General features: G+C 46.8%; 23 protein-coding genes. 8 read left to right on the top strand and 15 right to left on the bottom strand.

Annotation, left to right across the window (positions count from 1 at the left end; genetic code table 11):
* Window position 1: 1 nt before the first annotated feature.
* Both lctC and lctB read right to left on the bottom strand, forming a co-directional pair.
* The gene (gene lctC / locus Q7P33_RS01635; RefSeq protein ID WP_303866775.1) at window positions 2-1258 is read right to left on the bottom strand and encodes a lactate dehydrogenase subunit LctC; all 1257 of its coding nucleotides are present in this window, start codon (window positions 1256-1258) and stop codon (window positions 2-4) included.
* Between the two features lie 19 nt (window positions 1259-1277).
* Window positions 1278-2081 carry a lactate dehydrogenase subunit LctB gene (lctB, locus tag Q7P33_RS01630; RefSeq protein ID WP_303866773.1) on the bottom strand — a complete coding sequence of 268 codons (804 nt, stop codon included), beginning with the start codon at window positions 2079-2081 and terminating at the stop codon, window positions 1278-1280.
* Between the two features lie 672 nt (window positions 2082-2753).
* On the opposite strand from lctB, the gene Q7P33_RS01625 reads away from it, so the two are divergent.
* Together Q7P33_RS01625 and Q7P33_RS01620 are read left to right on the top strand one after the other, a co-directional pair.
* Complete coding sequence (locus Q7P33_RS01625; protein WP_303866771.1) at window positions 2754-3065, top strand: FadR/GntR family transcriptional regulator; 312 nt, start codon at window positions 2754-2756, stop codon at window positions 3063-3065.
* Window positions 3066-3068: 3 nt separating this feature from the next.
* On the top strand, window positions 3069-3464 hold the full coding sequence (locus tag Q7P33_RS01620; RefSeq protein WP_303866829.1) for a FadR/GntR family transcriptional regulator: 396 nt from the start codon (window positions 3069-3071) through the stop codon (window positions 3462-3464).
* A gap of 59 nt (window positions 3465-3523) precedes the next feature.
* Here Q7P33_RS01620 and Q7P33_RS01615 read toward each other — a convergent pair whose 3' ends face one another.
* From Q7P33_RS01615 to Q7P33_RS01595, 5 genes are all read right to left on the bottom strand, one after another.
* Window positions 3524-5008, bottom strand: coding sequence for a phosphomannomutase/phosphoglucomutase (locus Q7P33_RS01615; protein WP_303866768.1), 1485 nt, complete (start codon window positions 5006-5008; stop codon window positions 3524-3526).
* A 315-nt stretch (window positions 5009-5323) separates the two neighbouring features.
* Window positions 5324-6307: an ornithine carbamoyltransferase gene (gene argF, locus Q7P33_RS01610; RefSeq protein ID WP_303866765.1), complete on the bottom strand. Its 984-nt coding sequence runs from the start codon at window positions 6305-6307 to the stop codon at window positions 5324-5326.
* Window positions 6308-6364: 57 nt separating this feature from the next.
* On the bottom strand, window positions 6365-7597 hold the full coding sequence (locus Q7P33_RS01605) for an arginine deiminase (protein WP_303866762.1): 1233 nt from the start codon (window positions 7595-7597) through the stop codon (window positions 6365-6367).
* A 138-nt stretch (window positions 7598-7735) separates the two neighbouring features.
* Window positions 7736-8008 (bottom strand): Veg family protein, encoded by a 273-nt coding sequence (locus Q7P33_RS01600; protein WP_303866758.1) that lies wholly within the window; start codon window positions 8006-8008, stop codon window positions 7736-7738.
* Between the two features lie 170 nt (window positions 8009-8178).
* Window positions 8179-8913, bottom strand: a complete 735-nt coding sequence (locus tag Q7P33_RS01595; RefSeq protein ID WP_303866755.1) for an HAD family hydrolase — start codon at window positions 8911-8913, stop codon at window positions 8179-8181.
* 122 nt (window positions 8914-9035) lie between these two features.
* Here Q7P33_RS01595 and Q7P33_RS01590 point away from each other — a divergent pair, with 122 nt between their 5' ends.
* On the top strand, window positions 9036-9671 hold the full coding sequence (locus Q7P33_RS01590; RefSeq protein ID WP_303866753.1) for a lactate utilization protein: 636 nt from the start codon (window positions 9036-9038) through the stop codon (window positions 9669-9671).
* A 1-nt stretch (window position 9672) separates the two neighbouring features.
* Window positions 9673-10566 carry a prephenate dehydratase gene (gene pheA / locus Q7P33_RS01585; protein WP_303866751.1) on the top strand — a complete coding sequence of 298 codons (894 nt, stop codon included), beginning with the start codon at window positions 9673-9675 and terminating at the stop codon, window positions 10564-10566.
* Between the two features lie 84 nt (window positions 10567-10650).
* Here the strand turns inward: pheA and Q7P33_RS01580 are convergent, their stop codons facing one another.
* The 3 genes from Q7P33_RS01580 to ileS all read right to left on the bottom strand — a co-directional run bounded on the left by Q7P33_RS01580 (window position 10651) and on the right by ileS (window position 16591).
* The gene (locus Q7P33_RS01580) at window positions 10651-10971 is read right to left on the bottom strand and encodes a hypothetical protein (RefSeq protein ID WP_303866748.1); all 321 of its coding nucleotides are present in this window, start codon (window positions 10969-10971) and stop codon (window positions 10651-10653) included.
* 305 nt (window positions 10972-11276) lie between these two features.
* Entirely contained in the window at window positions 11277-13040 is a 1764-nt protein-coding gene (locus Q7P33_RS01575) for a flagellinolysin (protein ID WP_303866744.1), read from the bottom strand.
* Window positions 13041-13492: 452 nt separating this feature from the next.
* Window positions 13493-16591: an isoleucine--tRNA ligase gene (ileS, locus tag Q7P33_RS01570; protein ID WP_303866742.1), complete on the bottom strand. Its 3099-nt coding sequence runs from the start codon at window positions 16589-16591 to the stop codon at window positions 13493-13495.
* 583 nt (window positions 16592-17174) lie between these two features.
* On the opposite strand from ileS, the gene Q7P33_RS01565 reads away from it, so the two are divergent.
* Together Q7P33_RS01565 and Q7P33_RS01560 are read left to right on the top strand one after the other, a co-directional pair.
* Window positions 17175-17768: a hypothetical protein gene (locus Q7P33_RS01565; protein WP_303866739.1), complete on the top strand. Its 594-nt coding sequence runs from the start codon at window positions 17175-17177 to the stop codon at window positions 17766-17768.
* A 221-nt stretch (window positions 17769-17989) separates the two neighbouring features.
* Window positions 17990-18484, top strand: coding sequence for an ECF transporter S component (locus tag Q7P33_RS01560; RefSeq protein WP_303866737.1), 495 nt, complete (start codon window positions 17990-17992; stop codon window positions 18482-18484).
* Between the two features lie 55 nt (window positions 18485-18539).
* Here Q7P33_RS01560 and Q7P33_RS01555 read toward each other — a convergent pair whose 3' ends face one another.
* On the bottom strand, window positions 18540-19013 hold the full coding sequence (locus Q7P33_RS01555; protein WP_303866735.1) for a gamma carbonic anhydrase family protein: 474 nt from the start codon (window positions 19011-19013) through the stop codon (window positions 18540-18542).
* 137 nt (window positions 19014-19150) lie between these two features.
* On the opposite strand from Q7P33_RS01555, the gene Q7P33_RS01550 reads away from it, so the two are divergent.
* Together Q7P33_RS01550 and Q7P33_RS01545 are read left to right on the top strand one after the other, a co-directional pair.
* Window positions 19151-21055, top strand: a complete 1905-nt coding sequence (locus Q7P33_RS01550) for an ABC-F family ATP-binding cassette domain-containing protein (RefSeq protein WP_303866732.1) — start codon at window positions 19151-19153, stop codon at window positions 21053-21055.
* Between the two features lie 160 nt (window positions 21056-21215).
* Complete coding sequence (locus Q7P33_RS01545; RefSeq protein WP_303866730.1) at window positions 21216-21977, top strand: exodeoxyribonuclease III; 762 nt, start codon at window positions 21216-21218, stop codon at window positions 21975-21977.
* A gap of 37 nt (window positions 21978-22014) precedes the next feature.
* Here the strand turns inward: Q7P33_RS01545 and Q7P33_RS01540 are convergent, their stop codons facing one another.
* The 4 genes from Q7P33_RS01540 to Q7P33_RS01525 form a co-directional block, all read right to left on the bottom strand.
* Window positions 22015-23526, bottom strand: a complete 1512-nt coding sequence (locus Q7P33_RS01540) for a UDP-N-acetylmuramoyl-L-alanyl-D-glutamate--2,6-diaminopimelate ligase (protein WP_303866727.1) — start codon at window positions 23524-23526, stop codon at window positions 22015-22017.
* A gap of 161 nt (window positions 23527-23687) precedes the next feature.
* Window positions 23688-24383, bottom strand: coding sequence for a DUF1638 domain-containing protein (locus Q7P33_RS01535; RefSeq protein ID WP_303866725.1), 696 nt, complete (start codon window positions 24381-24383; stop codon window positions 23688-23690).
* Between the two features lie 22 nt (window positions 24384-24405).
* Complete coding sequence (locus Q7P33_RS01530; protein WP_070370445.1) at window positions 24406-25110, bottom strand: GntR family transcriptional regulator; 705 nt, start codon at window positions 25108-25110, stop codon at window positions 24406-24408.
* Between the two features lie 28 nt (window positions 25111-25138).
* Window positions 25139-25789 carry a B12-binding domain-containing protein gene (locus Q7P33_RS01525; RefSeq protein WP_070370444.1) on the bottom strand — a complete coding sequence of 217 codons (651 nt, stop codon included), beginning with the start codon at window positions 25787-25789 and terminating at the stop codon, window positions 25139-25141.
* Between the last annotated feature and the right edge of the window lie 243 nt (window positions 25790-26032).

Raw genomic sequence — 26032 nt, 5'->3', positions numbered from 1 at the left:
CTTAGCCAACCATCCTTTCTGGTGTTTCTGTGGCTTCCGGTATTGCCACGGTTTTCCCGGCGGCAGCGGTATCCGGTTCAGCAATCATTTTTAACAATTCCGGGATCACTTCATAGAGATCTCCGACCATGCCACAATGGGCAATATTAAAGATCGGGGCCTTGGGATCGTTATTGACGGCGATGATATATTCAGAATTCTGCATCCCGGCAGCAAACTGGACGGCGCCGGAAATCCCCAGGGCAATAATCAGCTTGGGTTTCACGGTTCGGCCGCTTAAGCCGATCTGCAGACGGGCATCAAACCAGCCGGCTTCGATGCCGGGGCGGGTACAAGCTACCGTCGCACCGATTTTTTCGGCAAACTCGCGGATCATTTCCAGATCCTTTTCGCATTTCACGCCCCGGCCAACGGCCACAATGGTTTCAGCTTCGGAAAGATCAATCCCTTTTTCTTTTTTTATGACTTCCAGTACTTCAATGGCGGAGACCAGTTTATCTTTGCCGATTGCCATGATTTCGACGGTTCCCCAGGGTTCGTTAACCCGTTCCGGCGCCGAGAATACTTTATAACGGACAGTACAGAACTGGGGCCGGGTGTTTTCGGTGACAATCTGGGCCATAATATTCCCGCCAAAGGCTGGTCGGATCTGAACCAGATCGGTATTGTCCTTCATTTCCAGAATGGTGCAGTCGGCGGTGAGACCGGTGCGGTAACGGGCAGCCACCCGGGGGGCCAGGGAGCGACCAACGTTGGTGGCACCAACTAAAATCGAAGATGGTTTAACTTTTTCGATGAAGTCTTCCAGAACGTTAGCATAGGGCTCAATCACAAAATGCTTCAGTTCCGGCTGATCGTAGACAAAGACCTTATCAACCCCGTAGCTAAGCAACTCACTCGCTTCGTCTGTGATATTGGTGCCCATAAACAGAGCGTAAACCGGATGACCGATGACGGCAGCCAGTTCCCGGGCTTTGCCAATCAACTCAAAGGTAACCGGATGAATCTGTCCTTCAATGTGATCGACATAAACGGTAATGCCCGTGTAGAGGCTTTTATCAATAGCGACTTTTTCGTCCTCTTCGAGTTCAAGCACCCCGGCGGGGCCGTTCTTTAAACACATCTTGCACATTTTACAGGCGGCGGTGACTTCCAGTCGAGCGTTTACATATGAAAAGGCATCGAAGGGGCAAATCTCTGCCAGTGCCTCAAAGGTTTGCTGATCAACGTTTTCGGTAATTATTTTAATTCCTGCCATGATTTTATTCCTTTCTCGCCTAATTATTTTTACTCAGATATTTTTTTTCGGTTAAAATGCCATGAAGCGCCTGAGCCAGCACGGTTCCATCGCCTTCATAGCTGGTTTTTTCGACGTTGGACTCCGGCGGGAAAATCCGTTCTACCTGGGTCGGTGAGCCACTGAGGCCATATTTTTTGGCATCGGTGTCGTACATATCTTTCAGGGTCAAAACGGTAATTTCGGGGTTTTCAGAAATTTCCAGTTTTCGCTTGTAGGACGGTAAACGTGGGGTGTAAATGTCCTTATCAACCGTAATCAGGCAGGGGTATGGCACCCGCTGGATTTCTACACTTTCTTCCATGTTCATTTGCAGGGTCAGGCCTGCTTCATCGGCCACCAGAATTTTGATGACGTTGGTGACATGGGGAATCCCCAAAAACTCGGCCATTTCTGGACCGACCTGAGCAGTATCGCCATCGGTGGTCTGCTTGCCGCAAATGATCAGATCAAAGTCGCCCAGTTTTTTGGCGCCCTGGGCCAGAGTATAGCTGGTGGCAACCACATCGGCCCCGCCAAATTTCCGGTCAGACAGTAAACAGCCGGCGTCGGCGCCCATATAGAAGGATTCGAGCAACACCTCTTTACTTTGCATCGGCCCCATCGACAAGGTCGTAATGGTGCCGCCCAATTGTTCTTTTAAACGGAATGCCGTTTCCAGACCAAATAAATCATAGGGATTGAGTTTCGATTCAACCCCATCCCGAATCAGAACCCCTGTTTCCGGATCCACTTCGACGTTGGACGTGCCGGGAACCTGTTTGATACATACCAGTATTTTCATACTCACCCTCCATAAAATAAATTAATTATTGCGACAGTGTCGTGAGCTTTGGGACCAGTTTCGCACGAAACACCAGAAGAAATCGCTATGCGAATTTCTTCAAGGTCGCGGGCAGTCGCCAACTACAAGCAAGCTTGTGATTGGCTCGTTGCCTTCGCGAATTTCTACACTGTACGGCGGACAGTTCGATGAACTGTTCGCCTACACGTTACGAAATTGTTTGTGGAAACTGCACCCAAAGCAATCAATGTTCGATGTTTTTGATTTCGCAAACGCCTGATTTTACCAATCATTGTTTAAGTTAAGACCGTAGCGAAATTTCTTTTGCTGTCTGTTTCGGTACAGACAGCAAGGACGTCACTTTCTGATTGAAATATTTCGCCGTCAACACAACTGCTGTTGACAAAAACTCTAAACCCACATAAACCCATTCATAAACCGCTTGACAAAATTCTGATAAAATTCTACTATTGGTCTGGTGGTCAGACCACTAACCTGTTGCCATTATATGTGTTTCGTAAATATTTGTCAAGTGATAAAATAACGTTTTCAGAAATTATTTGTCTGCCACCTCTTGATCTTTTTGAATTTTGAAAGCGACTGTGGTAGAATGATGTATTATGACACTTACTGGAAAAGTAAAAAAATTGAATGAAATGAAGTGACTTTGAGATGTTTAAAGAAATTGCCCATACAAAAATCTATTTGCAGATCCTCGAGCAGATTAAAGAAAATATTATCCGGGGAAATTTAAAAAGTGGTGACCGCCTGCCCTCGGAACGACAATGGGCGGAGCAGCTGGGGGTTTCCCGGGCGACGATCCGGGAGGCCATTCGAGCGCTGGAGATGATCGGTCTGGTAGTCTGTCAACAGGGTGAAGGCAATTTTATTGCCGAAAATTTTGAAGACACCCTGACCCAACCGTTGACGATTATGTTCTGGCTCAGTAACGGCCAGCTCAGTGAGGTGCAGGAGCTGCGGTGAGCCCTGGAAACCGAGGCCGCCAAACTGGCCGCCAAAAAAATGACCCCGGAACGGTTGGCCAGTCTGGAAAAAATCTGTGATGCCATCGAAACCGAAACCGACGAAACGGTTCGGGCCGAGCTGGACAAACGCTTCCACTATGAGATTGCCCTGGCTTCCGAAAACCGGATGATCCGCAATGTTCTGCAGTCCTCGGCAACCCTGATTGAAGCACTGATCAAGGATATCCGAATTGCCATTCTCGATGATCCCGACCGGGGGCCAGTAATCGACACCCAACACCGTCATATTCTCAATGCCCTAAAGAACAAGGAACCCTTGAACGCCGCCTTTGCCATGTCCCAACATATGGATCTGATTGACGGCTTTGTGGCCGGGCTTGAAATTGACGAACCGTGACTCAATCGTCTAAACGAAAAAAAAGCCGGATGGGCAAATCCATCCGGCTTTTTTTATTTTTAAACCAAGGCTTCAAATTTTTGCAGAAAGCCCTGCAATACCGACTCAATCACCGCAGTACCACCCTCTGTATCGGATTCGATATTCAGTGGCATAATCGGGTCATGGAGGGACATCCGCAGCAGACACCAGCCGTTGCCGGCACTGGCATCACAGCTGACCCGTACCCCTTCATAATTGGGACTGACCACCGCCCAACCGGGTTGGCTGGCAGCGAAGGCGGCAAACGCCGTCAACACGTTTTCGCCATAGGCTTTAAAATCATCAGCAGTAATTTTTAAGCGGATTTCCTTAGCCTCCACCGGTTCTTTTAAACCAGCCAGAAACGAACTAATCGGCTGTCCAGCCTTAAACAGTTCCGCAAACTTGATCAGCGCCATCGTCACCAGATAGGCCCCATCATCAAGAAAATAATTTTCCTTGATGGCGCCGTGGCCACTGGTTTCCATGGCCAGGTGGGTCTCGATGCCCTCGTTATTTAAGCGGATGGCCTCGTTGATGACGTTTTTATAGCCCCGCTTAAAGCGATGATGGTGCCCACCATGATTTTCTATAAACTCGGTTAACCCGGTTGACGTAATCGAGTCGGTAACAATTGTCGAACCGGGATAGTCGGATAACAGCATACTGGCCATAAAAGCGATAAAGTCATTGCGATTGATGGCGTTACCTTTTTCATCAATAATCGCGGCCCGGTCGACATCGGTATCAAAGATGATCCCCAGATCGGCCTGGTTGTCCCGAACCGCTTTGGTGATGTGTTCAATCGCCACGGCATCCTCGGGGTTGGGCACGTGGTTGGGAAAATGGCCGTCAGGATCCAGATACTGGCTGCCGGTGGTATCAGCCCCTAACGGCTTTAGCACCTGGCTGGCAAAAAAACCGCCAGCACCGTTACCCGCATCAACCACAATCCGGGCGCCTGCCAGGGGCTGCTCGCTGCCCGTTTTGGCACGAATGATGTTTAGAATATTTTTTGAATAGCTGGGCAAAAAATCATAATCCCGGGCCTGTCCACCGGGGGTAAAGCTGGTCTCAATGGTCTCGGCCAGCGTCAGAATCGCCGTGATATCTTCTTTATTGAGACCGCCGTCTTTGGTGAAAAACTTCAGCCCATTGCGGTTAAAGGGCAGATGACTGGCAGTGACCATTACGGCCCCATCGGCCTGGATAACCGGATCAAGGGTGGTCATAAACATCGCCGGGGTGGTACTGATGCCGCATTGATAGACCTGGTTACCCTTACTAATAAGCCCCAGTGCCACTGCCTGGGCGATGTGGGGCCCGGACAGCCGACTATCTCGGCCAACGGCAAAGGTTAAGGGGGTTTTTCCCAGCTTTTGCTTAAGCCAAGTGGCAAAGGCAAAGGCAATTTTCATGGCCATGTCCTGGGTGAAATTCACTTCCTCGCCGGGAATCCCCTCCAGGGCCACCCCCCGGACGTCGGAACCGTTTTGTAATTTTTTTATATCTTTAATTTCCATTGAATGTTATTCTCCTGGTCATAAATTACCTTAGGTAATTGAAAAAATGCCGTGAGCTTTGGGCCCAGTTTCGCACAAACACCAGAAGAAACCGCGATGCGGATTTCTTCGAGGTCGCGGGCAGTCGCCAACTACAAGTAAGCTTGTGATTGGCTCGTTTATTCGCGAATTTTTACAATAGGGCGAACAACATTTTCTTGTACTGTTCGCCTACACGTTACAAAATCGTTTGTGGAAACTGCACCCAAAGCCATCATTGTTCGATGCTTTTTCATTTCGAAACCACCTAATAAACTGGCTGAATAAACCGGCATTTTAGCCAACCAAAGAGGCGCACATGACGGCTTTGATCGTATGCATCCGATTCTCGGCCTCATCAAAGACCTTGGAATGTTTACTGCGGAAAACTTCATCGGTGACTTCCATTTCATCCAGCCCGAATTTCTCCTTGACTTCCCGGGCAACCGATGTTTCCTGGTCATGGAAGGCCGGTAAACAATGCAGGAAGATCACCTCGTCATTGCCCGTTGCTCGTATCATTTCCATGTTAACCTGGTATGGCGACAACAGCTTGATCCGGTCAGCCATCTGATCTTCTTCGCCCATTGAGACCCAGACGTCAGTATAGATGGCGTCGGCTCCCTTGACGCCAGCATTGATGTCGGCCGTCAGCGTGATGGTTCCACCGGTTGTTTCACAAAGGGTCTTCATTTCAGCAACCAACGCCTCTTCCGGGAATAATGATTCGGGCGCTACCGCCACAAAATGCATTCCCAGTTTGGCACAACCGATCATCAGGGCGTTGCCCATGTTGTTTCTGGCATCGCCAACATAGACCAGCCGTTTGCCTTTAACACTGCCGAAATTTTCCTGAATGGTCAGCATATCGGCCAATACCTGAGTCGGGTGATCCAGATCGGTTAAGCCGTTCCAGACTGGTACCCCGGAATGCTCAGCCAACATTTCGACTGTTTCTTGTTCAAAGCCGCGGAACTCAATACCATCATAAAAGCGACCCAACACAATGGCTGTATCCTCAATCGATTCTTTTTTCCCCATCTGACTATTAGTCAAAAAGGTGACATTGGCCCCTTCGTCAAAAGCCGCAACTTCAAAGGCGCAACGGGTCCGGGTTGAGGTTTTTTCAAAAATCAGCACGATATTTTTGCCTTTGAGCAGCTCGCCGACCACTCCTGATTTTTTCTTGGCTTTGAGTTCGGCTGCGTAGTCAATCAGATATTGGATCTCCGCCGGGCTAAAATCTTTTAATGTCAATAAATGACGTCCTTTTAAATTCATCACGTTTCCTCCGTTTATCGCTTGTTAAGCTTTTTTATAAATTCATTTTTTTCGAAATCAAAACCCGTCCCGATACAAGGGCATGGTCATGCAGCGGGGGCCGCCCCGGCCGCGAACCAGCTCGGAGGCTTCGATGCCAATCACTTCTATGCCATTTTGGGTAAGTACCTCATTGGAGCGCTCATTCCGGGCATAAGCAACAATCACCCCTGGGGCAATCGCCAGGGTGTTGGTGCTGTCGTTCCATTGTTCCCGGGCAGCTGCCACCGGGTTACCACCACCACTTTCAATCAGGTTAATGGTTGGCAAGCCAAGCACTGTTTTCAGGGCTTCTTTAAGACTGTCAAGCTTTTGGTAATTGAGATAGTCCCCTTTTCCCGGCGTCATAATCACGGTTTCCACCTGCTCCAGAATCCCCGGGTAAACAATGAATTTATCAACGTCCACCATCGTAAAAACGGTATCCAGGTGCATAAAAGCTCGGTTACTGGGGATTTTTACCGCCAACACCTGTTCGATGCCAAGTTCAGCAGCAAACAAGTTTTTGGCCAGTTCTTCCACCCCCTGAACCTCGGTGCGCTCACTGCAGCCCACCGCCACTACTGTCGGGCTTAAAATCAGGATGTCGCCGCCTTCCACCGAAAAGAAGTTGGTATCCTGGTAAAAAGTTTTATTGTTACAGTTTTTAAACAGCGGGTGATGTTCATAAATCGCCGCCAGATAGCGACTTTCCCGTTTGCGGGTGCGAGTGGCCATGGCTGAAATCACCATCCCGTCATGAATCGTCACCGCCGGATCCCGCATAAAATATAGATTCGGCAGCGGATTTAAGTAAAAAGCATACGGTTCCGGACCTTTTAAATAGTCGGTCAAGACCAGATGCCGTTCCAGGTGATCGAGCTGCTTTTGCAGCACTCCCGCAATCAGAGCATCGCCCAGAGCATTGCTGTCCAGCGACATCAGGTATTCATGTAAAAAGCCATCGATATAGTTTCCCGATGAGGGGTTCTTATCAATCACCTCTTCAATGATATTCTCCCGGACGGCGGTATTTCTTAAAATATCTTTAAGCAGATCCTCGACATAGAACACCTCAGCTCCCCGTTTTCCAAGGATCGCCGCAAACGCATCGTGCTCCTCCTGCATCCGCTTTAGCCAGGGGATATCTTCAAATAATAGTTCTTTTAGTGAATCCGGGACAATCCGTTCCAGTTCCTTGCCTGGCCGGTGGAGCAACACCTTTTTGAGTTTACCAATTTCTGATTCGATTTTCAGGTTCTTATCATTCATTTTTTATCTCCAAAATTTTCAATACCCGGTTATTATACCATCGGTTTCATAAAAAGCCTACTATAATTACGCAAGATTGTTGCAACAAAAAAAGAAGAACCGGAGTTCTTCCCTTTATGTGAATCGTTTATCTTGTCGTTATGAAACCAACAGTGCCCCATCCGCTTCATTCTCATCTAGTAATACAATTTTTACACTTTGAGTTAAGAGATCGGAATAACTAAATGATAATTTCTGTTCTTTCCGTTGATCTTCTTGAACCCGGACGGTAAAAATACTGGGATAAGTGCTTTCAATTATCCCTTCTTTTTGGTAGAGTTTTTTCTTGCTTTTATGTGCTTCAAGTTTGACTCGTCTGCCCAGATAATTTTCCACCTCGCGTCTAATGTCCATAATCGTAGCTTTTGGCATGAACTTCACCTCTCTGTGGTTTTCTCTACGTTAGTATACCACAGATTTAAGGAAAAGTAAAATTTTTTATTATAACAAGACCTGGTTTTATTGTCAATATGTAAATCTGATTTTCGTTTACATATTGTTTAACGTTTACATATTTTCATTGCAGAATTTTTTCCCGGACGTTAACGATGTTTTTTCTTTTGTGCATCCGGGTTGGGATCCGGGTGTTCATTAAATACCGCATACATTTCCCGGCCATAACGCAGGGCATCGACAATCCGCATCGGGTTATGGAGCCAGATAGCATCTTCCAGCTTAGTCAGTACTTCAAAGGATTCAAAGCCCCATGTGCATAACACCGGCAACATTTCGGCTCTGATCGCCGTTTCATAATCGACCGTGGAATCACCGACGTAGAGACATTGCTGGGGAGTCAGCCTCATTTTGGCTACCAACTCCAGCGACACCTCCGGATTGGGTTTGCGCAGGGCATCTTTGGTAAAACCCCGGACATCCACATAGTCATACTCCCCAAGCAGGGCTTTAACCAGTGTTTTGGCCTCAAGATCAGGCTTATTGGTACAAACAGCCCAGGGAATCTCATTGGCCTTAAGATAATCAAGCAGTTTAGTAATCCCTGGATAGGGTTTGGTTTTTTTAAGATAGTTGGCGGAATACTCCGATCGCACCATCTCCGTCAATTTGTCAACAAAGGCTTCATCATCCCGATACTTTTCCGGCAAGGCATCCCGGGTTAAATTTCTAAGCCCTCTGCCAATAAATTGTTTTCCCACTTCATAGGAGTGAGTGGGAAATTGATAATATTTCATAATCCCATTAACCGAATCGATCAAATCCTCCAGTGAATTGACCAGGGTACCGTCTAAATCAAAAATAATTCCTTTATACTTATGCATGACGTCCTCCTCTTCTGCGATTGCATGTTTTTCTAATATTATACCCCATTTTGGTAATAAATTTTGTTTTTTTATTAGCTTTGGATTATAATAAGATTATTCTTATCTCTGGAGGTAATATTTTGGGTTATAAGGAAGAGAATTATCGAAATCTCAGTAAATCTTTAATTAAAAAACTTGAAAAACGAAATTTTGAAGGCTATTTTTGCTCAACTGCCAGTGAGGCCCTGGAGTTGGCTCTGTCACTGATTCCCGAAGGTGCCAGTGTTACCCATGGCGGTTCCGAATCAATCAAGGAAATTGGCTTGCTTGATGCTGTTAAAAATGGCAACTATCACTATATAGATCGCAGCCTGGCTAAAACCCACCAGGAAAAAAGAGAGGTGGTCGCCCAAGGTGTGCTGGCCCATACCTTTCTGACCGGTACCAATGCCATCACCATGGATGGCGAACTGGTCAATGTTGATGGACTCAGCAACCGGGTTGCTCTGATGTGTTTTGGCCCAGAGCAGGTAATTGTCATCGCCGGGATCAATAAGGTGGTCGCCAATGTCGATGCCGCCATTTATCGGGCCCAGAATGTAGCGGCACCGGTCAACGCTATTCGCTTAAATGCCAAAACCCCCTGTTATGAAACCGGTAACTGCGCCGATTGCCATAGTGATGACTGTATGTGTGTCAATATCGTGACCACCCGTCACAGCCGGACTCCCGGCCGGATCAAGGTGATTCTGGTAGGCCAGAATCTGGGCTACTGAGATGCAGGCTCAAACGAATCCCGTTGCTGCATTAAATCAGGCCTTCGCGATCTATCCCCAATCCTTAAAAAAAGAACCGCGGGTGGCATATGCCGGCACCCAGGGTTCTTATGGTGAAGAAGCCAGCCTGGCTTTTTTTAAGCACGACTGTGAACTGTTTGCTTACAAAACCTTCGAGGATGTGTTTGTGGCTCTGAGCCAGGGTTCCATTGATTACGGCGTGCTGCCAATTGAAAACTCATCCACCGGCTCGATTGCGGCGGTTTATGACCTGTTGTCCCGCTACCAGTATTATATCGTCGGTGAGCAGGAAATCAAGGCCCGCCACTGTCTGCTGGCCCCAAAAGGCGCCTCTCTGGAGAGCATTTGCGAAGTGTATTCCCACCCTCAGGGATTTTCCCAATCCGAAGAATTTTTAAAAGATTATCCCCACTGGAAATGCATTCCCTACTTTAACACCGCCATCGCCGCTGAGTACGTGGCCAGCCAGAACGATCCGACCATGGCGGCCATTGCCAGTAAACGGGCCGGGGAAATCTATAATCTGGAAATTCTGGCGGAAAATATCAACTTTTCCCAGACCAACGTCACCCGGTTTGTGATTATTTCCCGACAGATTGAACTGTTTGAAAACCCCACCCGGGTCAGCATTGCTTTCCATCTGCCCCATCGTCCCGGGGCGCTCTATGAAATCATCGGAATTTTTTCGGTGTTTTCACTCAACCTGTGCAAGATCGAATCCCGGCCGCTGTTAAAAGAAAACTGGGAATACCTGTTTTTTGTCGATTTTACCGGCAATATCTCCCAAAACACTCTGGTCAACCTGCTGCCGATTATTGAGGAAAAGGCCGAGTATTTTCAGTTTTTAGGGTATTATCCGCAGTTTGAAAAATAGCCTGCTTTATATTTTTCGCAGCAAAACCCCAGGTTTTCACGACACTAATAAGTCGTTAAACCTGGGGTTTTTAATTGTTACTGTCTAATCATAAAAGGCCATTCGAACCTGCCCATTGGCGTCAACTGCAGGGCTATAATCATCGGAATGACAATTGGGACAGCGGGCCTTGGCGCTAAAACGGTAGTGGCCGTCCTCACAGCTGCCGGCAATGGCCTCGACCTTCTGTTGATAGGTTAGGGTCGGATCCTGATCGTTTATCTTTTCCTGAATTTCTTCCTGACGGACCGCCTTTTCTGCCCCACAGCTGTCGCAGTGTAGCAATTCGAAATATAAACCGCCGCCTTCCCGGACGTCAAATTCGGTCTGACACTGATTGCACCGGGCTTTAAACTGTCTGCCCAATTTTATCGCCTCCTGTTTCAAATTATTAAGGTAATTGAGAAATGAAAAATACTCGAACAATGCTTGCTTTGAGTGCAGTTTCCACAACAATAAGAAATCGCGATGCGAATTTCTTATTGTTCGCGGGCAGTCGCCAACTACAAGCAAGCTTGTGATTGGCTCGTTGCCTTCGCGAAAACAATTGTGTAACGTGTAGGCGAACAGCACAAGAAAATGTTGTTCGCCCTAGTGTAAAAAATTGTTTCGTGCGAAAGTGGGCGCAAAGCTCACAGCAGTTTTGCATTTACCTACAACTCATTCACCGCTTAAGCCAGTAGCTGCAAGACCCCCTGGGGCTGCTGATTGGCCTGGGAGAGCATCGCCTGGGCTGCCTGAGAAAGAATATTATTTTTGGTAAAGGCCATCATTTCCCGAGCCATATCGACATCCCGAATCCGGGATTCCGATGAGGTCAAGTTTTCCGAGGACGTCTGCAGATTTTTTATCGTATGTTCCAGGCGGTTCTGGTACGCCCCCAAACGGGAACGCTCCGCAGAGACCATGCTGATCGCCGAATCACAGGCCGCAATTGCATCGTTCGCTTTTGAGTAGGACGAGACATCCAGCGCATCAATCCCCAGGGCGGAAGCCCGCATATCACTGGTCGAGACCGCCATACTCTGGCCGGTATTGGCACCGACTTGAATCGTGAACGATTGGGCCGCCGAATCGGTGAGATCCGGCCAGATGATATTAAAACCAGACATCGGCTGATCGACTTCGGCCGCACCGGCACCGGCGGCTTCCGGCATAATCGACTCGGCGGTTTCGGCAGCGCCGCCAGCTGCGTCAAGACCTGTCGCCGACCCTGTATCGGTTTCGGCCGAACCGAAATTTAAAACAACACCTGTCTCTGAAAGCAATGTCGCCATATTTGTTACATCACTTTTAAATGAATTTAGCCAAGCTGCTGTATTTGCAAACGTTCCTTCATTCGCCAACGCATCATCTAAATTTTTTGTGGCGTTGGCAGGAGTAGCCAAGTACTGAAGAATCGCATCCACATCACCACCCGTTGCCTTATCCAGATACCGGACCGCCAGATAGGCCGCAGAATAGTCATGGCTATTCCCGGCGCCCCAATCCTCAAAGCGACCCGCAGTTATTTGGCTGACAACAGCCGCCACCCCGGCATCGTTATCGCCGCCACCAAGGGCTGTAATACTGCTTTTTAGCCGGTCATCGCCACCGTGGGTAAATTCTGCCACCCCTTCAATAAACCAGCTGGACAAATCACCCATATTCATCGTCGAGGCCATCACCGCATGGGTAATTTCATGAGCAATGACCCGGTCCACATACTGGTAATAAGTACCACCATCCATGGTATCGGTGGGCTGGGCATAAGCTAGATTGATTTTTAAATTCAGATCGGTGGCGGCTTTTCCGGTGATATTAGGATCACCATGGGCATCACCGCCAGTTGCGGCATAGCCTGCTTCAACCATCGCCGCGTAAGAACTGGAAGAATCATTAACAAATTCCACCGTCATATTAATCCCGCTGGCAGAGATCCCGTAACTGTCAAAGACCAGCTGTTCGGCTTCATCCAGCCACCACTTTTTCAGGCTAGACATCAGGTTCTGCTGATCAGCGACACTGACAGAGGCGTTGCCCTGGTTTAATAGCTTTTTAGTATTGAATTCGGTGGTATTGCCAATCCGATCGACCTCTTTGGTCAATTGATCAATCTCGCTCTGAATCGCTTCCCGGTCGACTGCCACATTGGTGTCATTGGCTGCCTGAACGGATAATTCCCGAATCCGCTGTACCAACGAATGAGTTTCACTCAAAGCCCCTTCAGCCGTTTTGATCAGGGAAATGCCGTCCTGGGCATTGGCGCCAGCCTGATCCAGCCCCCGGATCTGGCCGCGCATTTTCTCGGAAATCGCCAGTCCGGCAGCGTTATCCCCGGCCCGGTTAATTTTCTGTCCGGAAGATAATTTCTCCAGAGATTTACCCGCCTGGTTAGTATTATTGGTTAATTGCCGATAATTGTTGATTGCCATGATATTGTGGTTAATTCTCATTTGGTCACCTCCTTCCTCACTGAATTACCTGATAATCATGATCGTTTAAAAATACGAAGTGAATTCGTTAAAATGACACTTCCTGATAAATACCCATATTCAACATTCGCATTTCGTTATATATCGGTCAAACCGGCTAATTACATAAGCTTTTATTAAAAAAAATTTGACATTTGTCAACTTTTTTTGATTCCATTCTTTTTTTACCCTCAACGTACAAATTTCAACAAAAAAAAAACAGCATCAAGGTGATATGCTCGTCCTTAAAATAAACAGTTCTTTTATTTAAACTGTTCACTATAAGAGGAGTATATCACCTGCTGTCGTTCAAACTGTCATAAACGATAACCCAGAACCGACAATTATTACATTATGTTGTACGCATCGGAGCGGACAACAGATTAACAATTGGTCGGACCGGTAGTTTATTGACATCCACGTTTTTCTATTTTTTATTTTTTCTGAAGTTCAATCCAAGTATCGTGGCCATTTAAATTAAAGCTTTCACCGACTCCGGTTTTAACCGTGATCGCATTGGCCAGAGTTTCGGTTATGATAAAATCGCGATAGATGGCAATGGCCCGAGCCATCGCTTCGTCGCTGCTGTAGGTAATGTCAATCCGATCCATCACTTCATAGCCATTGGATTTTCGAAGCTGCTGAATCCGGGAGACAAATTCCCGGGCACAGCCTTCGTCGAGTAAATCCTGATTCAGGCTGGTATCGAGAATGATAAACTTGTTGTTAAACATCTGGACATTAAAGCCTTCTTTAGCCGAAATTCGGATATCGATGAAATCTTTACGCAGTTCAATGCTTTCCCCATCCAGCTCAATCACAAAACTGCCATCCGCTTCCAGCTTGGCCACCACGTCACTGGCTTCCACTGAAGCCAGAGCCTTGCCCAGCAGCTTGACATTTTTACCAAGAATCGGGCCGGCGACCTTAAAGTCGGGTTTTAAGGCATAGTTCATAAAGTCGCCAAGATTGTCTTCAAAGACGACTTTTTTAATATTCAATTCCTCTTCAATCAGGACGCAGAGATCGCCAAGGGTTTCCCGGTACTTGCCATCGACAATGATCTTGGATAGCGGCTGACGCACCTTGATCTGGGCTTCTTCCCGGGCACCACGACCGAGGCTGACCAGTTCCCGTACCAGATCCATCGGTTCTTCGATGGCATCCTGAATCAGCGCTTCATTGACGGTGGGATAATCGGCCAGATGGACCGAAACCCCATCGGTCAACTTCTGATACAGTTCTTCGGTGATGTATGGCGCAAAGGGGGCACACAGCCGAACCACCCCTTCCAGCACTTCCCAGGTGGTGTTGTAAACAGCTTTTTTATCTTCAGTTAGTTCAGTCCCCCAGAAGCGGCGACGGTTCCGACGGATGTACCAGTTGGATAAATCTTCATTAACAAAGTTCTGGATTTTTTTAACCGCTTTGGTCAGATCAAAGACGTCCATTTCTTCGCGCACTTCTTTAACCAGGCGGTTGTATTTAGAAAGAATCCAGGCATCGATTTCCGGACGCTCGGCATAGGGGACAAAAAATTCTCTCGGATCGATGTTATCGGTATTGGCATAAAGGGCAAAGAAATGATAGGTGTTTTTCAGGGTATTAAAGAATTTACTTTGCACTTCTTTGATCCCCTTGACATCAAAACGGGTTGGTGTCCAGGCCGGCGAAACATAAAGCAGATACCAACGCAGCGCATCCGCCCCATACTCAGAAAACATTTCAAAGGGATCAACCGTATTACCCCGGGATTTCGACATTTTCTGGCCGTCGGCATCGAGGATCAGGTCATTGACCAGCACTTTTTTATAGGGCGCTTTACCGGTGACAAAGGAAGAAATCGCCAGTAATGAATAGAACCAGCCCCGGGTCTGGTCAATCCCTTCACAGATAAAATCAGCCGGGAATTGTTCTTCCCACAGTTCTTTGTTTTCAAAGGGATAATGATACTGGGCAAAGGGCATCGAACCGGAATCAAACCAGCAATCGATAACGTCTTTGACCCGGGTCATCGTCTGGCCGCAATCGGGGCAGGTGAAATGCACATCATCCACATAAGGACGGTGTAGCTCTATGTTTTCGTCAATCGCCTCAATGGCCCGTTCCACCAGTTCTTTCCGGGAACCAACGGTTTCCAGCTTGCCGCACGCATCACAGCGCCACACCGGCAGCGGGGTTCCCCAGTAGCGACTTCTCGAGATCGCCCAGTCGTTGAGGTTTTCCAGCCAGTTTCCAAAACGTTTTTCACCGACAAAATCCGGGTACCACTCGACCCCGTTATTATTTTCAATCAGGGTATCTTTGATCTTGGTCATTTCAATATACCAGCTTGGTTTAGCATAGTATAATAAGGGGGTTTTACAGCGCCAGCAATGGGGATAATTATGCAGTACCTTTTCTTTTTTGAACAGTTTGCCTTCGGCCTTTAACCATTTGATGATATCAAGATCAGCATCAATAACAAACTGACCCTTCCAGGGGGTGTCGGTATATTTACCGTCCTCGGCCACCGGCTGCAGTACCGGCAGATGGTAGGCACGGCCAACCTTGTAGTCATCTTCCCCAAAGGCCGGGGCGATATGCACAATCCCGGTACCATCTTCGGTGGTGACATAGTCGGCACAGGTGACAAAAAAAGCTTTTTTATCAGGTCTTACAAAGGGCATCAGCTGTTCATATTCAACGTATTCAAGGGCTTTTCCCTTCATTTCTTCAATGATTTCATAGTCATCGCCCAGCAGTTTGGGCGCCAGCACCTTGGCACAGATATAAACTTCACCATCGCTGCGGGCTTTGATGTAATCGGCCTCGGGATGAACAGCCAGCGCCACATTGGCTGCCAGCGTCCAGGGGGTGGTGGTCCAGACTAAAAAGTATTCGTTGGCATCCTTGCGTTTAAAGGCGGCGACGACGGTGTTGCTTTTGATTTCCTGATAGCCCTGGGCGACCTCGTGGGAGGCCAGACCGGTACCACAGCGGGGGCAATAGGGCATGATCTTATGCCCTTCATAGAGAAACCCTTCTTTATTGAATTTATCGAGAATCCACCAGACCGATTCAATATAATTGTTATCCAGCGTAATGTAAGGGTCTTCCATATCAATGAAATAACCCATTTTGCGGCTCATTTCCTTCCATTGGCCTTCGTAATTAAAGACTGACTCCTTACATTTTTCGTTGAACTTATCAATGCCATAGGCTTCAATTTCCGGTTTACTGGACAATCCCAGCTGTTTTTCCACTTCAATTTCCACCGGCAGGCCATGGGTATCCCAACCACCTTTGCGAAGCACCCGATAGCCATCCATAACCTTATATTTACAGACCGTATCTTTTAAGGTCCGAGCCAACACATGGTGGATTCCGGGACGTCCGTTAGCCGTTGGGGGCCCCTCATAAAAGACAAAGTCCTGTTTCCCCGCCCGGTTATCAATACTCTGCTGCAACAGATTCATCGTTTCCCATTGTTTTGAGATTGCATCTTCTCTGTCGCCAACTTTTCCTTCTATTAATGTTTTAAACTGCGCCATATTTATACCTCCATTCAGTCTCTCTTAGTTACATAACTGCATTGTTTATCTTCTACTCTTAAGTAATAAGCATGTGATCACACCAGACTCGCTCAACACAAAAAACGCCCCCTGAAAAATCCAAGGGACGAAAAATCGCGGTACCACCCAAGTTGGCAGCAAACTGCCCACTCCATGAAGTTAACGATTCCCCGGGGTTTCCTAAGCTTAATTAACCAATGGTCAACTTAAGTCTTCAGAAATCCTGTTCAAAGGTGATCTCTCTGAGGTATCTTTTGACAATCTTTCACCGAAGTGATTGTCTCTCTGTTAAAGCATTCCCCACAGCGTCCTTATCCTGACATTTATCTTTTTAGTTTGTTTAATACAATAGTTAATAACGATTTAAAGTAAAAAGGTCTGTTTTATATTCTATCCAATATCCTTAATAAAATCAAGTTTTTTGAAATGTTTATTCAAAAAATTAAGAATATAGGGTATAATGAAGATCAATTGTTCATTCGTTACACAGATCAACGGGAAATAAAACGATGTGACTACCGCCGTTTCCCATTGATCCATCCATTTCCAAAAAGGAGTCATTATGAAAATACGTTATATTATTCTTTCAGTTGTCCTGATTGGGGTTCTAGTTGCTGGCGCCATCTTTATGATCCCAAAGCTGATGGGTGATGAAAAAACGACCGGTGAAAAAACAACCGCTGAAGAAACAACAACTACTACTAAACAGCCTGAACAAATTAAAAATAACCTGCCGGATACTACCGCTACCACTGCTGTTGTGGTGCCCCAGGAAATGCAAACGGTCATTTCCCAAAATCAGGCCGATCTCTATGTTGATGAAGCCAATCTGCTGGCTGGCAATTATCCCATCCAGATGGTTCCGCTGTATGGCGTAACTACCGTCTCCGAATCGAACCAGATCACCACCGCTGCGGGCAAACCAGGCTGGAAAGCGGCCTACGTTTCGGATTTTTCCACTGATGAAATCCTCAGTTTTTACCAGAGCCTGCTGGCTGTCGCCCCGGATTATACCGAGGAAACCGTTTCTGAATCCACCAATTTAAAGGGAACGGTCAGTGGCTATACCATCAGCCTGACCATTTCCCCAAATAATCCGGATAAAACCGATCTTCCCGGCGTGAGCGCTGTCAGTATCTTTATTGAGCAGGTTTGATGGGGTCAGATTTTTAATAAAATCAGGTCATTCAAACCCTTGAATTCTAAAAATAATATGGGATAATTCTATACTAAGCCAACGGTTTTCTGCGGCTTAGTATTTTTTATCGGTAATTGCAAAAACACCTGGCCGCTATGGCCTGTCTTCATCCATAATGATTGCGCAATCTTAATCCATTTTGCAAGTGCCTGGCATTTTTTAGAAAACGAGGAAATAAAATGAACGAACAAACCAGAAAAATCACCTACACGGCATTGATGATGGCCCTGACTTTCATCATGACCTCCCTGATCAAGATTCCCCTACCGACTGGGTACATCCATCCTGGCGATGGAGCGGTACTGTTATCTGCCTATATTCTGGGGCCCTGGGGCGGTCTGATTGCTGCCGCCATCGGCTCGGCCAGCGCTGACTATTTTGGCGGTTATGGAGCCTATGTGTTGCCAACCTTTATTGCCAAAGGCTCAATGGCCTTTATTTTTGGCTATCTGATGAAGCGCTTCCCTGACAAAAACATCCTCCTTGGGATGTTCCCGGCAGTAATTGCGATGACAGCGGTTTACTACATTGCAGAAGTGATCATGTACGGCAATATTGCCGGCCCACTGGTCAACGTCCCGTTTAGCCTATTGCAGGGCGTATTTGGGGTTGTCCTGGTCACCATTTTGCACAAACCACTGGAACGCTTTCGCCTGACCCCAGTCAAGTTTTAACCATCTAAAAAAGACCCCTTGGGTCTTTTTTTAATGGCATTCAGGGCTCAGCGGTCTACATGTAGCCTTTCATGGTATCCAGATATTCTTCGGCGTTGTCCCGAATGCTCTGAATTTCTTCCGACTTCAACTCCCGAACGACCTTAGCCGGGCTGCCCATAATGAGGGAGTTAGGCGGAAAGACCTTGCCCTGGGTCACCAGCGAACCGGCACCAACAATGGAATTGTCGCCGATTTTGGCGCCATTAAGAATTATGGCTCCCATCCCGATCAGAACATTATCCCCGATTTCGCAGCCGTGAATAATGGCATTGTGACCAATACTCACGCCGGCACCGATGACCGTAGGGTAACCCGGGGCCACATGCACCACCGTCCCATCCTGAATATTGGTGCGATCGCCAATGGTGATACTGTCCACATCCCCCCGGATGACCGCTTGAAACCATACCGAGATGAAATTACCCAGCTTTACTTTACCCACTACATCGGCACTTTTTGCAATAAAAACGGTTTTACCCAACATCATTCTGTTCACCCCACTTTAATCTTTTTCGAATCGTAATGACTACATAATACTATTTTCAGGACTTTTTGTAAAGTTTTTCCAAGATCCCCCAATTTATGATAAAATATCAGCAAAATGAAAACATAAAGGACGAGTCAATGAATATTGCCAGTATTGAAAACTTAAAAAAAACCTATGGGGTTAAAACCCTTTTTCATGATATTTCTTTTTCTATCGCCGATACCGACAAGATCGGGGTGATTGGGGTCAACGGATCCGGTAAAACCTCACTGCTTAAGATTATCGGAAAGCTCGATAGCCCCGATGCCGGTGCGGTTAAGTTTTTCGGCACCAAGCGGGTCGAAATTCTACCCCAGGATCCCGATCTGGACCCTGATACCACGGTGCTTTCCCAGGTCTTTTGTGCCACCTCACCGGAAATGAACCTGGTTCGGGACTATGAAGCCACGCTGGCGGTGCTTGATGATTCGCCGGAAGATGCTGTTCTGCAAAAACGGCTGCTGTCACTGTCTCAGCGCATTGATGACGAAAACCTCTGGAATCTCAAATCCCAGGTCGAAACGATCCTGTCGCAACTCGGTATTCACGACTATCATAAAAAAATCGGCCAGCTTTCCGGTGGCCAGCGCAAACGGGTGGCCATGGCCTCGGCCCTGCTAAAACCGTGTGATCTGCTGATTCTCGATGAGCCGACCAATCACCTTGATAACGACACCATTGCCTGGCTGGAAAACTACCTGTTAAACCGCAAAGGTGCCCTGCTGATGGTGACCCATGACCGCTATTTTTTAGATCGGGTGGCGACCCGAACCATTGAACTGGACAAAGGTCAGCTCTATGAATACAGCGGCAATTACTCAGCTTTTTTAGAACAGAAAGCGATCCGCCGGGAAGCTCAAACCGCCATCGAAGCCAAGCGCCAAAACCTCTACCGCCGGGAACTGGCTTGGATCCGGCGGGGTGCCCGGGCCCGAACCACCAAGCAGAAAGCCCGAATTTTGCGTTTTGAAGAGATCAAAGAACAGTCCACCGATCTGTCCGAAAGCCAGCTGGAAATCTCAGTGGGCTTTTCCCGGCTGGGTAAAAAAGTCATTGAAATTGAGCATTTAAGCAAGTCCTTTGGCCCCCAGAAAATTATCAGCGATTTTTCAATGATTCTCGGTCCCAGCGAACGGATTGGCATCATCGGAAAAAACGGTTATGGCAAATCGACACTGCTCAATCTTTTGGCCGGAAAGCTTAAGCCAGATGACGGCACCATTACACTGGGGGATACTGTCAAGCTCGGTTATTTTTCCCAGGAATCAGAGGATATGGATCTGAGCCTCCGGGCCATTGATTATATTCGGGAGAAAGCCGAAGTCATGGAAAATTCTCGGGGTGAAACCGTCACCGCCGCTCAAATGATGGAGCTTTTTCTGTTTGATAAAAATAGCCAGTGGGTCTATATTTCCGAACTTTCCGGCGGCGAACGGCGCCGGCTCTATCTGCTGGGAATTCTGATGATGGCTCCTAACGTATTGCTGTTTGATGAACCCACCAACGATCTGGACATTGACACCTTGACGATTCTGGAAGCCTATCTCGACGAGTTCCAGGGTTCGGTATTGACCGTTTCCCATGACCGTTATTTTCTGGATCGTACCTGTGAACAGATTTTTTCTTTTGACGGCAAGGGTCAGATCACTACCCAAACCGGTAATTATTCGGATTTTATTAATAAGCACCCCTTAACCGGATTAAACACCAAAAGCGAAAACCCCAATCTGCCAGCTAAAAAAAACCAACCATGCCTCAGTGAAAAAACAAAAACCCGCAAGCCGGGGCTGACCTACAAGGAAAAACGAGAGCAGGAAGCACTGCTTCTGGATCTTGAAGCCAAAGATCAACGACTGGATTTTGTCACCCAGAAGCTGTCAGAAATCACCAGGGATTACACCGTCTTAGAGGAGCTGGCCAACGAGAAGGCTGTACTCGAAGATGAACTGCTGGCCATCATGGATCGGCTCGAAACCCTCGAATCTCTCGAAAAAGGCGAGTAAACGACTCCCAAATTGCTACCAGACCAAAATCGTGCTGATTACCGGGCGAGCAATGCTTACTCCTACGAACCAGAAACTGCAGGTTTGCAAAATTTTGACAATTTGATCATCTCAGTTTAAAATAACTACTTATATTATTAATCAAATAGGAAGGTAACATATGAAGATTATCTCGTGGAACGTCAACGGCATCCGAGCAGCCGCCCAAAAAGGCTTTCTGCCCTTTATTGAAGCAGCCAATCCGGATATTCTTTGCATTCAGGAAACCAAGGCCCATGACCATCAGCTGGAGGACGATCTGCTTAATATCCCCGGCTACTCTGCCTATTTTCATTCCGGTGAAAAAAAAGGTTATAGTGGCACAGCGGTTTATTATAAACGAGCGCCCCTGACCATCCGCACCGGTCTATCCGATCCAACCTTTAACAATGAGGGCCGCACGATTATTATGGAATACCCGGATTTCATCCTCTATAATATCTATTTTCCCAACGGTCAGAAAGATGATGCGCGGCTTGCTTATAAAATGGACTTCAACCGCTGCCTGCAAAAAGATGTGAACGAACTATTAGCAGCTGGTAAAAACGTCATTGTCGGTGGGGATATCAACATCGCCCATCGGGAAATTGATTTAAAAAACCCCAAGGAAAATGCCAAGCGCTCCGGTTTTCTGCCGGAAGAACGGGCCTGGATCGATGATTTCCTCAGTATCGGCATGATTGACAGCTGGCGGGTGCAACATCCCGAAGAAATCAAATACAGTTGGTGGTCCTACCGCTTCAATGCGCGTGCCAACAACGCCGGGTGGCGGATCGATTCCTTCTTCGTGTCCAAAAACCTGATGCCCCAAGTTATTGGCACCGATATTCTCGATGACGTAATGGGTTCTGATCATTGCCCCATTGTCTTAACCCTAAAATGAAAAAAGCACCCGCTGGGTGCTTTTTTCTCGTCGCTATCTAATTTATTGACTTCAGTTTCAACCGGGCTACGGCTTCCCGGGCGGTGTCCCATTCGTTATAATAGAGGGTCTCGTCTTTCATAATTTCCTGTTTTTCATGGCCTTTCCCGGCCAGCACCAGCACATCGCCCGGACCGCACAGGGTGGCACCATAATAAATCCCTTCCTGGCGGACTTCAACCGTGGCAACCTGATCGGTTTTCTCCCGAACCCCCGCCACCACCGCATTGATAATATCCATCGGGTTTTCACTGGCAGGATTGTCCGAGGTGACCACCACCATATCGGCATAGGTGCCAGCGATCCGGCCCATGATCGGCCGCTTTTCCTTGTCCCGATCACCATTGCATCCAAAAACTAATACAATCCGACCCGTAAATATTTTTCGCACCGACTGGAGCAGTTTCTCCAGCGAATCCGGCGAGTGGGCATAATCAATGACCACATCAAAGGGCGCTTCCACATCAAGAATTTCCATCCGTCCTTCAACCCCCGGCATTATCGCCAGGGCGTCCCGAATCACAGCCATCGGCACCCCTTCTTCCACAGCAACAATGATCGCCGCCAAGGCATTATACACCATGAACTCACCGGGAATATTTAAAAACAGCTTTTCTTCCGCCGCTGGGGTAACCAGCGTAAATTCCGTTCCCTGTGCGCTAAAAAGCAGATCTTTGGCATAATAATCACGATCCGCTTTTAAGCCATAGGTGATCACTGGCGCCGTCGATTTTTCCGCCAGCATTTCACACAGCTTCCGGCCCCAGGGGTCATCGCCATTGATTATATTGGCTTTTTTTACCTGAAAAAAGAGCTTGGCTTTGGCTTCGAAATAATTTTCAAAGGTTTTATGATAATCCAGATGATCCTGGGTCAGATTGGTAAAAATACCATAATCAAAATCCACCCCATTGACCCGATCCAGCGCCAGACCATGGGAGGAGACTTCCATAAACAGGTGACTGCAGCCGCCATCCTTCATTTCCTTGATGATCTCCTGGACTTCCAGCGATTCCGGGGTCGTTCGGCCACGATTATCGACCACCTGGTCGCCAATCAGATTATGGATGGTGCCAATCAAACCGCATTTCTTACCGTCGCTTTCAAAAATATGCTTAAGCATATAGGTCAGCGAGGTTTTGCCATTGGTTCCGGTAATCCCGGTGACCAGCATCGACTGCGATGGCTTCCCGTAAAAGCAGCTTACCAAGATACCCAGCGCATAGCGGGAAGCGGCGACTTTAATGTAGCAGACGTCCGGCTGATAGTCAGCCAGATCATTTTGATAAACTACGGCAACCGCACCGCCATCGATGGCATTACCGATATAGCAATGACCATCTGTGACGTAGCCAGGGATGGCTACAAACAAACTGCCGGGGACGACTTCCCGTGAATTATAGCAAATTTTTTTTATCTCACAATCCGGAAGACTGTTTCTTATTTCGATTATTTTTAGTTCGTTTAATAATTGTTCCAGTTTCATTGGTTTTCCTCTCTTGTTTATCATCCGTAAAACTCATTTATTATTATACTGTTTTCCCATTTGTCTGTCTACACCTGTATGACTGTCGGGAGTCAGCCCTTTGGCGCAACAATCTGCGGCAGCACAAAATAAAAAGAGAGACACGTTTTTCGTATCTCCCGAGTAAGTCAATCAAATCCGCATTTTTACATTTTAAACATATTGGCACAGGATGCCACGACACATTCCACTCCAAAATCGTCCTTCGTCACTTCCTGTCCCGGCTCAATCACGGCCACCCGGTGATCCCATTTAAGCGACAGAAACATTTCCAGGATTTCCACATCGCCCTGGGTGATTACAAAATCCAGTTTCAGCACCTGGCTTAGGTGGCGGGCACAATGAATCCACTCATCCAGATTATAGGCACCTGAATCAATCATCATCAGGGACTTGTAGTTTTTAAACATAATTTCCATGATCATTTCAGCCCGCTTGGGTCCATATTTGTTGATGGCATAATGATATTCTTCTTTTAAAGACTTTTTCCCCATCATCCAACCGCGGGTGATAAAGTAGGTTTCACCCCGGATCGATTTGAGTTTCTCCTTATTATGAAGCAGAATCTGGATACAATCCTCAGAGCGCAACAGCGCCAATCGGGCATGGTCACTACGCAATCCGATTAGGGCCTTGCCGCAATTCCCGTAGCTGAGCAGAATGGTGTCGTATTCCTGATGACGGTTGATCTCTTTTTGCAGTTCCTGATTTAGCATATCCGGGTTGTTATGAAGTTCTGCACTCATCCAAATGGTGTCATAATTGATGCCGGTATTCTTCATCGCCAAGCTCATCTCGTCCTGAATCATTCCACACGCAATTAATAAGATACTTTCTTTCATCCCATACCTCAGTTATTCATAACTAATCGAAGGAAGCGACTGCCTCCAACCCTGAATCGTCACCGGTAAAGTACATAAGACCCCATCCAATGGGGTGATCTTTTTCGTCCATCAGCTTCTGTTCCACCACCAGCACCGGATCACCTTCCATGATATCCAGCACCTGACTAACTTCGCCGGTTGCTGCCATGGCCCGAATCTTCAGCTTTTTGGTCATCGCAAAAATGGAGTTCTTTTTGGCCACCATTTCCGGAAAGGTCGCATAGCGAATCTCTTTCTCGACAATCGGAATGCCCCGGTAATACGGAATATACTTAACATCAAAGGCCTTTACCACCCCATCGCTGACAAATACCCGTTTGACCACGATGACATGTTTGTTTTCGGGGATTTCCAGGTTAAATCCCACCTCGTAGCTGGGCTTCACGACGTTGACTTCAATCAGTCGGATTTCTTCACCTTTTTTTTCAGTCGTCATCATTTCATCAAAATGAAGGGTGTACGAATCCAGATTCGGCTCACAGACATAGTTACCTTTACCTGGTATTGAGTAAATATACCCTTCATTGACAAGTACTGCCAACCCTTTTCTGACAGTCATGCGACTGACATTAAATTCTTCACAGAGAAGATTCTCAGATTGTATGGCATCACCCGGTTTAATTTCTTCACTGGTTATTCTATTTTTTATTGCATCGACTATTTTTAAATATTCGGGGGATCCCATTTCTCTACCACCTTGGTCTATTTTCTATTTATTGTTTTTTTCCGGTTTTTTCAATCATCCATAATTTGCATTTTTCTACCCCAGTCATCACATCTTTAGTGGCAAAATCGGCACCAACTATCTGAGCTGCCTTTTCATCAATGACAGCACCACCGATAATGACCCGATAATCATCCCGGATGCCCCGGTTAACCAATTCACAGACTACCGCCCGCATTTCATAAATGGTTTCCTGCTGCATACCACTCATGCCAATGATATCCGGTTTGACGGTTTCAATGGCTTCGATGACCTGATACAGCGATACATCTGTCCCTAAATCAATGAGTTCGAATCCGGCGGTTCTGGCAAAGGAACCAAAAATATTTTTGCCAATGTCGTGACAATCTCCGAACACCGAAAAAAGCAATAGTCGCCCGATCTTATTTTTAGGGGTTACCTTGGTAACTTCTTTTAATTCTTCCAGCTCCATCACTTCCTGAAAAATGATCCCGGCAAAAATCAAATCCGCAATAAAATAATCACTGGTTTCGTATAATTTACCAACCCGTTCCATTCCGGTTTGGAGCCAATTAAAAATATCAATTGGTTTAAACCCTTTTCGAATAGCAATCCGTACCAGTTCCAGGGTTCGATCCTCATATAATCCTTCGATGGATCTTACAATGCTATGTTTCATAATTTAAGTTCCACTCCCTATAAAGGTGTAAATTGAATACCACCGCTAAATTTATCAACCTGGCTTTTTCTAAATGATCACACCTGGAATTTCTAATTTAATATTTTTCAAAGTCCTTTTAATTATAACCTAAATTATTTTTTTTGATAATGGTATAATTGATATTTATCATACAAATTTTTATTTCTTTAAATTTAGAGGCCTTTGCTCTTCTCTAATGAAGAGCAAAAGTTACTAAACTGT

Origin of the sequence: Acetobacterium wieringae, from assembly GCF_026646375.1 — a bacterium.
Taxonomy (GTDB): domain Bacteria; phylum Bacillota; class Clostridia; order Eubacteriales; family Eubacteriaceae; genus Acetobacterium; species Acetobacterium wieringae_A.
The sequence above is the reverse complement of the archived record's forward strand: the minus strand, read 5'-3'. Positions and strand labels throughout refer to the sequence as shown.